The organism is Methylomonas sp., assembly GCF_023228165.1.
Taxonomy (GTDB): Bacteria; Pseudomonadota; Gammaproteobacteria; order Methylococcales; family Methylomonadaceae; genus Methylomonas.
Genome location: NZ_JALOBS010000014.1, coordinates 87,931 through 101,488 on the forward strand (window position 1 = coordinate 87,931; position 13,558 = coordinate 101,488).

Annotated in this window: 14 protein-coding genes and 1 pseudogene; 12 read left to right on the top strand and 3 right to left on the bottom strand. The window is 49.9% G+C overall.

What is annotated here, in order from left to right; translation table 11 throughout:
* Window position 1: 1 nt before the first annotated feature.
* From M0R33_RS12335 to M0R33_RS12385, 11 genes and pseudogenes are all read left to right on the top strand, one after another.
* Window positions 2–763 (top strand): heme ABC transporter permease, encoded by a 762-nt coding sequence (locus tag M0R33_RS12335; protein ID WP_292569314.1) that lies wholly within the window; start codon window positions 2–4, stop codon window positions 761–763.
* Complete coding sequence (gene ccmD, locus M0R33_RS12340; protein WP_292569318.1) at window positions 760–921, top strand: heme exporter protein CcmD; 162 nt, start codon at window positions 760–762, stop codon at window positions 919–921. The genes M0R33_RS12335 and ccmD overlap by 4 nt, the downstream gene beginning before the upstream one ends.
* Complete coding sequence (gene ccmE / locus M0R33_RS12345; protein WP_292569321.1) at window positions 918–1,355, top strand: cytochrome c maturation protein CcmE; 438 nt, start codon at window positions 918–920, stop codon at window positions 1,353–1,355. Before ccmD ends, ccmE begins: the two co-directional genes overlap by 4 nt.
* Window positions 1,352–3,301, top strand: coding sequence for a heme lyase CcmF/NrfE family subunit (locus M0R33_RS12350; protein ID WP_292569324.1), 1,950 nt, complete (start codon window positions 1,352–1,354; stop codon window positions 3,299–3,301). The genes ccmE and M0R33_RS12350 overlap by 4 nt, the downstream gene beginning before the upstream one ends.
* Window positions 3,294–3,833 carry a DsbE family thiol:disulfide interchange protein gene (locus tag M0R33_RS12355; protein WP_292569327.1) on the top strand — a complete coding sequence of 180 codons (540 nt, stop codon included), beginning with the start codon at window positions 3,294–3,296 and terminating at the stop codon, window positions 3,831–3,833. Before M0R33_RS12350 ends, M0R33_RS12355 begins: the two co-directional genes overlap by 8 nt.
* Window positions 3,830–4,288 (top strand): cytochrome c-type biogenesis protein, encoded by a 459-nt coding sequence (locus tag M0R33_RS12360; RefSeq protein ID WP_292569330.1) that lies wholly within the window; start codon window positions 3,830–3,832, stop codon window positions 4,286–4,288. Before M0R33_RS12355 ends, M0R33_RS12360 begins: the two co-directional genes overlap by 4 nt.
* Entirely contained in the window at window positions 4,285–5,484 is a 1,200-nt protein-coding gene (ccmI, locus tag M0R33_RS12365; protein ID WP_292569333.1) for a c-type cytochrome biogenesis protein CcmI, read from the top strand. Before M0R33_RS12360 ends, ccmI begins: the two co-directional genes overlap by 4 nt.
* A complete protein-coding gene (gene hemN, locus M0R33_RS12370) occupies window positions 5,484–6,863 on the top strand; it encodes an oxygen-independent coproporphyrinogen III oxidase (RefSeq protein ID WP_292569337.1) in 1,380 nt (459 codons plus the stop codon). Before ccmI ends, hemN begins: the two co-directional genes overlap by 1 nt.
* A 215-nt stretch (window positions 6,864–7,078) precedes the next feature.
* Complete coding sequence (locus M0R33_RS12375) at window positions 7,079–7,312, top strand: FeoA family protein (RefSeq protein WP_013818970.1); 234 nt, start codon at window positions 7,079–7,081, stop codon at window positions 7,310–7,312.
* Window positions 7,309–9,618 (top strand): annotated as a pseudogene (gene feoB / locus M0R33_RS12380) (Fe(2+) transporter permease subunit FeoB). Before M0R33_RS12375 ends, feoB begins: the two are co-directional and overlap by 4 nt.
* Complete coding sequence (locus M0R33_RS12385; protein ID WP_292569343.1) at window positions 9,615–9,836, top strand: FeoC-like transcriptional regulator; 222 nt, start codon at window positions 9,615–9,617, stop codon at window positions 9,834–9,836. The pseudogene feoB and the gene M0R33_RS12385 overlap by 4 nt, the downstream one beginning before the upstream one ends.
* Window positions 9,837–9,880: 44 nt before the next feature.
* Here M0R33_RS12385 and M0R33_RS12390 read toward each other — a convergent pair whose 3' ends face one another.
* The 3 genes from M0R33_RS12390 to M0R33_RS12400 all read right to left on the bottom strand — a co-directional run bounded on the left by M0R33_RS12390 (window position 9,881) and on the right by M0R33_RS12400 (window position 11,829).
* Window positions 9,881–10,168, bottom strand: coding sequence for a hypothetical protein (locus M0R33_RS12390; protein WP_292569346.1), 288 nt, complete (start codon window positions 10,166–10,168; stop codon window positions 9,881–9,883).
* Window positions 10,169–10,214: 46 nt separating this feature from the next.
* Window positions 10,215–11,165 carry a YncE family protein gene (locus M0R33_RS12395; protein WP_292569349.1) on the bottom strand — a complete coding sequence of 317 codons (951 nt, stop codon included), beginning with the start codon at window positions 11,163–11,165 and terminating at the stop codon, window positions 10,215–10,217.
* A 64-nt stretch (window positions 11,166–11,229) separates the two neighbouring features.
* Window positions 11,230–11,829, bottom strand: coding sequence for an SRPBCC family protein (locus tag M0R33_RS12400; protein ID WP_292569352.1), 600 nt, complete (start codon window positions 11,827–11,829; stop codon window positions 11,230–11,232).
* A gap of 140 nt (window positions 11,830–11,969) precedes the next feature.
* On the opposite strand from M0R33_RS12400, the gene sbcB reads away from it, so the two are divergent.
* Entirely contained in the window at window positions 11,970–13,403 is a 1,434-nt protein-coding gene (sbcB, locus tag M0R33_RS12405; RefSeq protein WP_292569355.1) for an exodeoxyribonuclease I, read from the top strand.
* Window positions 13,404–13,558: the final 155 nt, after the last annotated feature.

The window sequence follows — 13,558 nt, forward strand, 5'->3', positions numbered from 1 at the left end:
TATGTCTTTTATTCCCGCACCCATCAGCCGTTTCTTTCACCGTACAGCTTCGCCGCCGCATTTTTATGCACTGGCTGATAAGTTGATGCCGTGGCTGACGGCACTATTTTTACTGTTACTGATACCGGGCTTATACGGCGGTTTGGTGATGGCGCCAGCCGATTATCAGCAAGGTGACAGTTACCGGATCATTTACATTCACGTGCCCGCAGCCTGGATGTCTTTATTCATATACGTAATGATGGCCGTGATGGGCGGCATTGCGCTGGTCTGGCGCATGAAGTTGGCGGAAGTGATGTTGATTAGCAGCGCGCCGATCGGCGCCGGCTTTACCTTCGTGGCCTTGGTGACAGGTTCTTTATGGGGTAAACCCATGTGGGGCACCTGGTGGGTTTGGGATGCGCGCCTGACTTCGGAACTTATTCTGCTGTTTTTGTATCTGGGTGTCACCAGTCTTTACGGCGCGATTGAAGACAAACGCAGCGCGGCGCGGGCGGTATCGATTTTGGCGCTGGTGGGTGTAGTGAATATTCCCATCATTCATTATTCGGTGGAGTGGTGGAATACTCTGCATCAGGGGCCGACGGTCAGTAAAATGGACAAGCCGTCCATCCATATCAGTATGTTGATTCCGCTACTGCTGATGGCGGTGGCGTTTAAAGTGTATTACGCCATAGCGGTGTTGCAAGCCGCTAAACTGGAATTAATCAGACGCGAACCTTCCGCGCAATGGGTTAAAAACCTGCTGGAGCACAAAGCATGAATTTGGAGAGTTTTTTTGCGATGGGCGGCTATGCCTTTTATGTTTGGACCTCCTATGGCATCACGACCGCAGTGTTGCTATGGAACCTGTTCGCACCTATCGTGCTACGCAAACAATTACTTAGACAGTTAACCCTTAAGCAAAAACGCACGCAATGATGAAACCACACCGTAAACAACGATTGATGTTAATCGGCTTGATGCTGGCCGGTATCGGCTTGGCGGCGACATTCGCCCTGAAAGCCTTTAACGAAAATCTCATGTATTTTTTCTCGACCACCGATGTGGCGGAAGGTAAAGCGCCTGCAGATACACTAATTAGATTGGGCGGGATGGTCGTCAAGGGTAGCGTGGAACGGCCCGCTGCCGATCTGTTGGTGCGCTTCAAACTTAGCGATTTCAGCAAGGAAGTTACCGTGGAATACAGCGGCATTCTGCCGGATTTATTCAGGGAAGGGCAGGGCATCGTCGCCAAGGGGCGTCTGGATGATCGCGGTGTCTTCGTCGCAGAAGAAGTGCTGGCCAAACATGATGAAAACTACATGCCGCCGGAAGTGGCGGATAGTCTTAAAAAAGCCGCGGAGGCCAAATGATTCCAGAAATCGGCCACTTTGCATTGATTTTGGCCTTGTGCATGGCCATCGTGCAGGGCATTTTGCCAATGATTGGTGCTGCAAAAGGCATCGCCGGTTGGGTGCATGTCGCCAAACCCGCGGCATTCGGGCAATTATTTTTCATGGCGCTTGCATACGGCTGTTTGACCTATAGCTGTATCGTGCACGATTTTTCGGTAGCCTATATTGCCCAGAACTCCAATACCGGTTTACCGTTTATTTATCTGGTATCCGGTGTTTGGGGCGCGCATGAAGGTTCTTTATTATTGTGGGCCTTAACTTTATCGATCTGGACCGGGCTGGTGGCCCTGTTCAGCAAGCACATACCCGATGCCACTCTTGCCAGGGTTTTGGGTGTAATGGGGTTGGTCAGCGTCGGTTTTATCCTGTTTTTACTGTTTACCTCCAACCCGTTTGCTCGCCTGTTTCCGGCTCCCGCCGAAGGGCGGGATTTGAATCCGTTATTGCAAGACCCCGGTCTAGCTATTCATCCACCCATGCTATACATGGGATACGTGGGTTTTTCCGTGGCGTTCGCCTTTTCGATCGCCGCCTTGATCGAAGGCAAACTGGATGCCGCCTGGGCGCGCTGGTCGCGGCCCTGGACAAGCGTAGCCTGGATGTTTCTAACCATCGGTATTACCTTGGGCAGTTGGTGGGCTTATTACGAATTGGGTTGGGGCGGCTGGTGGTTCTGGGACCCGGTTGAGAACGCCTCCTTCATGCCCTGGCTGGTCGGCACCGCTTTGATTCATTCGCTGGCCGCCACCGAAAAACGCGGGGTATTTAAAACCTGGACCGTGTTATTGGCGATATTTGCTTTTTCCTTAAGTTTGCTGGGAACGTTTTTGGTGCGTTCCGGCGTGTTGACCTCGGTGCATGCTTTTGCCAGCGACCCGGCTCGCGGGGTATTTATTCTGGTATTTTTAGCCGTAGTGGTGGGCGGCTCGTTATTACTGTATGCGATTCGGGCGCCGCAAGTGAAAAGCAGCGCCAGTTTCGAATTGGTGTCGCGAGAATCGGTGTTGTTAATCAACAATGTGTTACTGGTAGTAACCGCGGCCAGCATTTTATTAGGTACCTTGTATCCATTAGTGATCGATGCCTTGGGCTTGGGTAAATTATCGGTCGGTCCGCCGTATTTCAATGCTGTATTTATCCCGTTAATGGCACCTTTAGCCATTGTGGTGGGTTTTGGCATGTTGCTGCATTGGAAGCGCGACGATCTCCGAGCGGTGGGCAAACAGGTATGGTTGATGGCTTTGGTCTGTGTGATCATTGCCACTGCTTTGCCATTGTTGATGCCTTTTTATTCCTGGGCCGCGGTATTGGGCTTAAGCCTGGCCCTGTGGACATTGGCGGTCACGGCGTTTGCTTTCAAGCAACGCCTGCAAAGCTGGTCATTCGAACGCTTAATACAAATCCCAGCCGGTTTCTACGGTATGACCGTGGCGCATATCGGCATTGCGGTATTCGTGGTCGGCATTACCATGACCTCCGTGTACAGCATAGAACGCGATGTGCGCATGGCGCCCGGCGATACGCTGGACATGTCCGGTTATATCTTTAGCTTTAATGGCGTCAAGCAGACGGATGGCCCCAACTACCGGGCCGAGCAAGGCTATCTGACAGTAACGCATAACGGAGAAACCGTGGCTGAATTGTCCCCGCAAAAACGCGTCTACCGTGTGCAAACCATGCCCATGACCGAAGCCGCAATCGATGCAGGCCTGTTCCGTGATTTGTTCGTGGCGATCGGCGAACCCTTGGGCGAAGAAGGTGCTTGGAGTCTGCGCGTGTATTATAAATCTTTTATTCGCTGGATCTGGATGGGCGGTGTATTTATGGCGGTAGGCGGTTTGTTGGGCGCCATGGATAGACGCTATCGAATGCTCAACAAAAAAGCGGTGGCCGCGCATGCTTAAACTGAAATTCTTATTGCCGCTGCTTTTGTTTGTAATGCTGGCTGTGTTTCTGGCGGTGGGCCTGCGGTTGAACCCCAAAGATATTCCTTCGCCTTTAATTGACAAACCGGCACCGGCCTTTTCGTTACCGATCCTGGCAACACCCGAGAAAACCTTATCCCAACAGGATTTGAAGGGCAGGGTATGGCTGTTGAATGTGTGGGCGTCCTGGTGTGTTTCCTGCCGTCAGGAACATCCATTGTTATTGGAATTAGCCAAACTTAAACGGGCGACCATCGTCGGCCTGAATTATAAAGACCAAGCCCAAGCCGCCGGTCAATGGCTGCAACAATTGGGTAATCCTTATGACACCAGTATCATGGATGCCGACGGCAGAGTCGGTATAGATTACGGGGTGTACGGCGTACCGGAAACCTTTGTGGTCGACAAACGCGGCGTGATTCGCTACAAACATACCGGTCCGGTGGAACCCGGCGACATTGAGCGAATTTTCCTGCCATTATTGCAAACATTGAACCAGGAACCGGCATGAACAAAGTTATAACCTTGGTTTTATGCCTGCTGGCCCTGCCGGGGTGGGCGGTGGTCGAATACCATCCGTTCGAGGACCCGAATAAAGAGCAGGCCTACCAAACCCTGATCTCCGAGCTGCGTTGTCTGGTATGTCAAAACCAAACCATCGCCGATTCGAATGCCGACTTAGCCAAGGATTTACGCCAACAGGTTTACGACATGCTGCAGCAGGGTAAATCGCAACAAGACGTAGTGGACTTTATGACCCGGCGCTATGGCGATTTTGTCATGTACCGACCGGCCTTAACTATGAAAACCGGTTTGTTATGGCTGGGACCTATCGCATTTTTATTGATAGGCATTGTGACGGTTGTGTTGCTGACCCGGCACAAAAAGGCAGCGGCACAAACGGCTTTGAATAGCCAGCAACAAACCAGGCTCAACGAATTATTGCAACAAGGTGAAGAGGATTGAATACGCTATTTTGGTTAATTGTTGCCGGCCTGATTTTAGCGGCACTGGCAATGCTGGTGCCGGCATTATTGAAAAAACAATTGCCGGTTGATGACGAGCATCAACAACGCAATATTAACATCGCCCGTCAGCGTTTGGCGGAACTAGAACAACAGTTACGGGAAGGTGTTCTGACTCAAACTCAATTTAATGAGCAATATACCGAACTGCAATTGATATTGAATGACGATATAGAGGCGGCCATTAACGCACAGCCTTCGAATCAACAGGGCAGGTGGGTTATTCCGATGCTGGCCGTGTTAATTCCTTGCCTAAGTCTGTTGATTTATTTGCTTCTGGGCGACACCAATGCCTTGAGTAAGGCGGAACTGCAGGCCAATGAAAGCAAAGCGGCGGAAAATATTGCGCAAATGATAGGCAAATTGGAGCAACGCTTGCAACAACAACCGGACGATATCGAAGGCTGGAAAGTGCTGGGCCGTTCCTATAGCTATTTGCAGCAATATCAGCAGGCCGCCGAGGTATATGCCAAGCTACACAACAGCCTGCCGGACGATACCGACGTGCAATTACAGTATGCCAATAATCTGGCCATGTCGCGCGGCGGTCGGATGACGGGCGAACCGGCGCAGTTGATCGGCGAAGTTTTAGAAAAACAACCTGATAACGCTACCGCCTTATGGTTAGGCGGGGTGGCAAAAGCCGAACAAGGCGACTTTAAGCTGGCCAAGCAATATTGGGAAAAACTGGCATCCTTGCTGCCGGCGGATTCTGAATCGTTGCAGCAAGTACAGCAAATGCTGGTTGCCTTGGACGCGGAGCTGGCCAAAAATACCGCTGCCGTAGCCGGTATGGATATTCAGGTGGCGGTCGATATCGATCCCGCCTTAAAAACCAAGTTAGCCGCCAACAGCACCGTGTTTATATATGCCCAAGCCGTAACTGGCCCCAAAATGCCGTTGGCCATCGTGCGTAAGCAGTTAGCGGATTTACCGCTAAAGCTGGTTTTGAACGATAGTATGGCAATGCAAGCCAGCACGCATTTAGGCCAATATCAGCAACTCAGAATCGTTGCGCGGGTGTCGCAATCGGGGCAAGCCATGTCTCAGCCCGGAGACCTGATTGGCAGCACGGAACTCTCCCAGCCATTTGCTCAGCAAGTGGCTAGCGTATTAATTAACCAAGAAGTTAAATAATGGATCAATCAATCAAATTTGACCTGCATCTGATCAGTCGCTACGACAAAGCCGGCCCCCGTTACACCTCGTATCCCACCGCGTTGGAATTACACGAGGGTTTCGGCGAAGCGGAATATCGTCAGCAACTAAGCAAGTCCAATGCGGTCGGCGGGCCGTTGTCGCTGTACTTCCATATCCCATTTTGCGACACGGTGTGTTTTTACTGCGCTTGCAACAAAATAATCACCAAAAACCGCGCCCATTCAGCACCGTACCTGGATAATTTATGTAAGGAAATCGCCATGCAAGGTGCGTTGATCGATAAACATCGCAAAGTGAATCAGCTGCACTGGGGGGGTGGTACACCGACTTTTTTAAGTTACGAACAAATGAAACGGTTGATGGACGCAACCCGCGAGTACTTCAATTTACACGATGACGATAGCGGCGAATATTCCATTGAGGTCGATCCGCGCGAAACCGACGACAAAACCATCGCCCAGCTGCGTGAACTGGGTTTCAACCGTATCAGCCTGGGCTTGCAGGACTTCGATCCCGAGGTGCAAAAAGCCGTCAACCGCTTACAAAGCAAAGAGCAAACCTTTGCCGTACTGGAGTCCGCGCGCAAGGAAGGCTTCCGTTCCACCAATATCGATTTGATCTACGGCTTGCCGTTGCAAACCGAACAGACTTTTGCCAGAACCCTGGAGCAAGTTTTGACGTATGCGCCGGATCGCTTTTCGATCTTCAATTACGCGCACATGCCCAGCCGCTTTAAAACCCAACGCCAAATCAATGAGGCCGATTTGCCCAGCCCCGCGGTAAAACTGGAAATATTGCAAATGGTCGGCCAGAAACTAACCGATGCCGGCTATGTTTATATCGGTATGGATCATTTCGCCAAACCGGACGACGAACTGGCGGTAGCCCAGCGCGAAGGTAAGCTGTACCGCAATTTTCAAGGCTATTCAAGCCATTCCGATTGTGATTTGGTGGGGTTTGGGGTGACCTCCATCGGCCGGGTCGGCGATGCCTATATGCAAAACCACAAGGAACTGGAGCAATACCAGCAGGCCATTTCGGCAGGCCGCTTGCCGGTGTTTAGGGGCGTGGAGCTCGATGCCGACGATAATGTACGCCGTGCCGTTATCACGCAATTGATTTGCCATTTCGATTTAACCTTCAGCAAAATCGAACAGCAATTCAATATCATGTTTGCGGATTATTTTACCGCCGAATTGAATCATCTTGAAACCATGCAAAACGACGGTCTAATCCGTTTGGATGATACTGGTATAAAAGTTCAGCCGGCGGGCCGTTTGTTGATTCGAAACATTTGCATGGTGTTCGACAAATATCTGGCGCAAAAGCAGCAGCAGTTTTCCCGCGTCATTTGATTTTCCCGATCCCAACCAACCTAGAACAGGAAAACCGAGGTTGGGATGATCGAAGGCACTCAGAAACTAGAACGTACGCCACAAGCCCAGCCCACTTACTTCGCATAATGTATATTATGTTAAATTGAATAAATATTTATATCACCTAATGCTGATGTGTTATATTTACCTTTAATGAGAACCATTATTAATACCCTTTTAGCTACAGGCCGCATATGATGACTTCATTAAAGATGCTGGCGACCGGCGATTCTGGTCGTATCGTGGGTTTTGATCAGGCTGGCAGTGCTTATCGGAAAAAATTGCTGGCGATGGGATTAACGCCGGGAACTGAGTTCACCATCACCCGCTTCGCACCCATGGGTGATCCGGTGGAAATCAAACTACGCGGTTTTTCGTTATCTTTACGTAAAAACGAAGCCTCGGTTTTAATGATAGAAAAGCTATGAGTTATGCTTTTACTGTCGGCGTCGTCGGTAATCCCAATTGCGGAAAAACCACGCTGTTTAATGCGTTAACAGGTTCCCGGCAGCATGTCGGCAATTGGCCGGGGGTCACTGTCGAGAAAAAAACCGGTGAATACCAATTTCAAGGCGAACGCATTGTGGTCGTCGACTTACCTGGTACCTATTCCTTAGAAGCCGACGATGACAGCGTGTCCCTGGATGAAAAAGTTGCCCGCGATTATGTTGCCTCCCGGCAAGCCAATCTGATCATCAATATAATTGATGCCTCAAATATAGAACGCAATCTTTATCTAACCTCGCAACTGATTGAGATGCGTGTGCCGATGATTATTGTCTTGAATATGATGGATGCCGTTAAAAAGCGCGGTATTAAAATTGATCTCGACGCGTTGTCCGCACAAATGTCATGTGCTGTTGTCGCGGTTGTTGCCGCTACTGGGCAAGGTTTAAAGGAGCTGCGCGAAACTATTTATTACGCCTGCCATAACCCAACTGTTCCCGATTTAACCGTTACCTATCATGCGGCAATAGAATAAGCGGCCGCTGAATTGGAGCTTGAATTAGCTGCTCATAAAGATCAGTATGATTTGCGCTGGCTGGCCTTGCGCCTATTAGAAAATGACACCTTGGCCAAACAACTGGCGGGTCCGCATTTGCAAGCAAGCGCCGAAACATTACGCCAAACCATAGAAACACAAACGGACGATGAAATCGATATTCTGGCCGCGGATGCCCGCTATGGCTTGGTGAATCGGCTGGTAAAGGCATCAGTTTGCAAACTCAATGAAGTGTCCCGTCATACCACCGAACAAATCGATGCAGTGGTGTTAAACCGTTTTCTCGGCATACCGGTTTTCTTGCTGGTCATGTATGCCATGTTCATGTTCACCATTAATATTGGCAGCGCCTTTGTCGACTTTTTTGATCAGGCTGTAGGTGCTTTGCTGGTCGATGGGGTAAGCAACCTCCTTTCTGCCATGAGCTGGCCCGATTGGCTAGTGGTTTTAATCAGTAACGGCATCGGCGGCGGCATTCAAGTTGTTGCTACATTTATCCCGATCGTAGGATTTCTTTTCATCTTTTTATCGGCGCTGGAAGATTCAGGCTATATGTCCAGGGCGGCATTTGTCATGGATCGCTTCATGTGCATAATTGGTCTGCCCGGTAAATCCTTTGTGCCAATGATTGTGGGTTTCGGCTGTAACGTACCGGCCATCATTGCGACGCGTACCCTGGATAATCAACGTGACCGGATATTAACCAACCTGATGAATCCGTTTATGTCCTGCGGCGCTCGTTTGCCGGTTTACGCCTTATTTGCGGCGGCCTTTTTTCCGGTTGGCGGCCAAAACCTGGTTTTCGGTCTTTATCTGTTCGGCATACTGGTGGCGGTCTTCACCGGTCTGATTATGCGGCACACCTTGTTGCAAGGCGAACCTACCCCGTTCTTGATGGAACTACCCACTTATCACCTGCCCACCCTGCGCGGCATTTACATCAAAACCTGGGACAGGCTGAAAACCTTTATTTTTAACGCCGGCAAAGTAATCGTGCCGATGGTCTTGGTACTCAATATACTCAATTCATTGGGTACGGACGGTAGTTTCGGGCAGGAGAACAGCGAAAAATCGGTACTGAGCCAGATAGGCCGAGTGTTAACACCGGTATTCCAACCCATGGGTATCCATGAAGACAACTGGCCGGCAACCGTCGGCATTTTTACCGGAGTGCTGGCCAAAGAAGCCGTTGTCGGTACCTTGGATGCGCTATACAGTCAAATGGCGGCTGACGCCGAGCAAGCGGATGAACAAGCCTTCGACTTGCAGCAGGCGTTGTTGGCGGCCTGCCGGACCGTTCCCGATAATTTGGCTGAAATAGCCGACAGATTACTGGATCCGCTGGGATTGGGCATTGCCAATGTCAATGATGTGACTGCGGCGGCCGAGCAACAGGAAGTTAAAATAGCCACTTTCGGCGTCATGCAAAATCAATTTGATGGCCAAGTGGGCGCCTTTGCCTATTTATTGTTTATTTTACTTTATGCCCCCTGCGTGGCGGCCACCGCGGCTATTTATAAAGAAACCAGTCCCGGCTGGACACTATTCGTGGTGAGTTGGACCACCTTTCTAGCCTACCTGACTGCAACGCTGTTTTATCAAGGTATGACATTTGCCGAGCATCCCGCCACCGCCAGCTTCTGGTTTGCCTTATTAATACTGATGTTCGTCAGCATAATATCGCTGTTGCGTTTTTATGGTGTTCGCCAACATACTGGAGTAGTGTCATGATTCTGTCTGATTTGCGTAATTATCTACAAGAGAAACGCCGGGTCACGCTGAACGATTTGGTATTGCATTTTCATGTCGATGCCAACGCATTGCGCGGCATGCTGGGAAAATGGATCAGTAAAGGCAAGGTGCGGATATCGCCAGTCGGCATCAGTTGCAGCACCAGTTGTTGCAAATGCGATCCGCTATTGACCGAAATTTACGAATGGGTGGAATGATACGGGACAAGCAGGATCTTTACCCTGCTCCCCTCGGTTTCGATCTATTTATCAGCCAGCCAACCTTGTAAGGCCTCAATTATTTCCTGAGCTTGTTTTTCGCTGGAAATATTGAATTTGGATTTTTGCTGGTATTCGCCGTTACGCTTTTGATAACGGCGAATACTGAATCTGTCCTGACTATATTGTTCCTTGCTGGGCTCCCAGTCCTGATAGCGGTAAATGACCGTTGCCCAGGCACCCTTGCTTAAGACCTTTTTATCCAGTTCCTTGACGGTTTCAATGCCGCCATCTTCGTAGCGGATCGTTAATTCTTCTACAGTTTCTGCCATCGTATTCTCAAAGTGATTAATTCGCCGCGCAGTGTACCATAAGCAATCAGGGGCTGATAAACTCGCCGAAGGCGCGACTGCCCTCCCCTGTATTGATGGTATACACCATCTCAAGCGTTTTGGCATCAATCACAGAGACACTGTTATCAAACCAGTTGGCAACATAAACAAAACGGCCGTCGGGATGGGTGCTAATGCCTTCGGGCTTATCGCCTACATCAATCACAGCCACGGTTTTCAAGCTGGCCGTATCGATGGCGGACACCGTGCTGTCATCCTGATTGGTGACAAATAACAAACTGTCGCGCATGGCTAACGTCACCGCATAAGGCCTGGCACCGACTTTCAGGGTCGCCACCCTTTTCATTCTGCGGGTGTCCAATACAGTCACGTTGTCGCTTTCCACGTTCGCGGTATAAAGCCGCTTGCCTTTACTATCAACTACAATCCCAAACGGGTGAGCGCCCACTTTGGTGGTATTTCTAATGCTGAGCTTCTTCAGATCAATCTGAGAGACCGAATCATCAACCCGGTTGGCGACGTAAAGCCATTTGTTGTCCGGACTGACCGTCATGCCGGAAGGCGATTTGCCTACACTAATCACGGCGGTTTGTTCAAAGTTTTTGGTATCAAAAACAGTTACGGAATGCTCGTACCAGTCGGCGACAAACACTTGTTCGCCGGCCTTGTCCACGGCAATGCCCAAGGACGCTCCACCCACTCTGACCGTCCGTAACACCTTAAAGGTTTTACTGTCCATCACGGCAAAGCCGCCCCCCTCGGGGGTGCTGATGTAAATTTGTTTTTTGACCGGATTAACGGCCACACCGGCTGGTTTACCGGTAACCCTGATCGTATCGACAACTTGCTGCAAATCGGTATCGATTACTGAAACCGTATTATCCAGTTGATTGGTAATAAAAGCGTGCGGTCCTGCATTAACAGCATTTGCAAGAGCCAAGAGAAACGCGATAACAGCAATCGATTGTTTAGACATGGTCACTCAGGGGCAGACGTAAAAGCGGTTTCCATCGGCTGATGGAAACCCAATACAGCAAAATTTAGCGTTTCATTTCGATTTTAACTTCAGCTTTACCGCTTGGCGCAACTTTTTTAGCCAACGCCTCGAGGCCGGTAGTTAATACTGCTGTAACCGCTTTATCGGCGGCTTCTTCATTCAGTTCCTCCGGTGGGTTGTTGTTGACATAGGCGCGGTAATACGTCGCAACCCATTCAACCTCGGCTTTACCGCCTTTGTCTTCAACCGAAATTTCGGCCGCGTAGTTGCCAACCGGCAAAACAGGAATTTCTTCATCTTGGCCGGCATGTTTAATGGTGCCGGTTGAGCTCATATCGGTAATTTTGTATTTGTAGGCCATTTTGCTGTCATCGTGCGATTTCAGTTCTTCGGTAATGGTGCCGCCGTTAACCAACGTCAGTGTGCGGACAGAACCTTTTTTGTTGCCGCCATCACCTTTGACACTTTTGATGCTGGGGTGCCAAGACATATCATCGTAATTTTTAATCACGTCCCAGATTTTAGCGGCTGGAGCATCGATGGTAATGCTGGCGGTCATTTTTCCTCTGACCGGGCCATGGGCGTTAACCATACCGGTAAACATCAATAAGGCAGCTGAAATAAGTAGCGAGGTTTTTTTCATAACACGTTCCTAATGGTGGTCACATAAAATTGAACATGCGATTATAAAATAAATTCCCGGATCGAGTAGCCGCAATAGTTCAGTTGCGGCATATTTCCCGACGATTTCCCGACTATTTTCAATACTTACGCAGCCTAACGATGACAGAAAACACTTATTATTGGCACGATTACGAAACATTCGGCACCGACCCGCAGCGTGATCGCGCCTGCCAGTTTGCCGGCATTAGAACCGACCAGGATTTTAACCTCATCGGCGAACCGCTGATGCTGTATTGCAAAACGGCCACAGATTATCTGCCGAATCCCGAAGCTTGCCTGATTACCGGCATCACGCCGCAATTGGCCACCGAAAAAGGCGTTTGCGAAGCCGAATTTATCGGTATTATTCATGACCAATTATCGCAAGCCGGCACTTGCGGCATCGGTTACAACAGTATTCGTTTCGATGATGAAGTGACCCGCAACCTGTTATATCGTAATTTTTACGACCCCTACGCCAGGGAATGGCAAAACGGCAATTCGCGTTGGGATTTGATCGACGTCGCCCGCGCCGCCCGAGCCCTGCGGCCGGATGGCATCAACTGGCCGGTGAATGACGACGGCATAGCCAGTTTTCGTTTGGAGGTGCTGACCCAAGCTAACGGTATAGCCCATCAGGCTGCTCATGATGCCTTATCCGACGTTTACGCCACCATCGCCCTCGCCCGCCTGATCAGGCAAAAGCAACCCAAACTGTACGATTATCTATATAACAATCGGCATAAACCGGCCGTGCTCAATTTACTGCAGTTGGGTAGCTTTACACCGCTAGCACATGTGTCCGGACGCTTTCCGGCCCGCAAAAATTGTCTGTCCATAGTCGTGCCGCTCTATGCGCATCCGCGTAACAGCAATGAAATTATCGTGTACGACCTCTCCGTCGACCCCAGGCCATTATTGGAGCTGAGTGCCGAACAGATTCAACAAAGGGTTTTTGTCGCTAATGATGACTTACCGGAACATGTGGAACGCATCCCGCTGAAAACGGTACACATCAATAAAAGTCCGGTTCTGGCGCCCCTGACGGTGATAAGGCAAGACGATGCGCAACGCCTGGAACTTGATTTAGACCAATGCCGATTAAATCTTCAACGCATCAAATCGGCGGCGGGCAAGCTGTTAGAACAAAAACTGGCAACGGTTTTTACTCGCGAATATGCCGACACCCCGAACGATCCGGACCTGATGATTTATAGCGGCGGATTTTTCAGCCATAAAGACAAGAATGCCATGCAAAAAATCAGGCAAACGCCCCCTGAAAAATTGGCGAACTTTCGCGCCGATTTCGACGATGCCCGCCTGCCCGAGATGCTGTTTCGTTATCGCGGCCGCAATTATCCGCACACGCTGAATCAGGATGAAAGTCCGCGTTGGCAACAGTTTTGCTGCGACAGATTGTTTAATCCTGAAAGCAGCTGTAATTTGGCTTGGTTTAACGACTATCTACAATCATTGCAAGGTAAACCGGAAACCGATAAACAGCTATTAATGCAATTACAAGACTTTGCCGCTTCCAAACAATTGCCCGTATAAGTCAAAACCGGCTATGCGGTTTGCCTGAAACGAAGCAGCGCCGTTATGGATATCGGCGCCAATCGATTTGTACCGCAGCAAGGAAATCGGCCTGATGCAACGCCAAGAAAGCTTAAAGACATTGAATTATAATAGCGCTCCGGTTTGGCGGATAC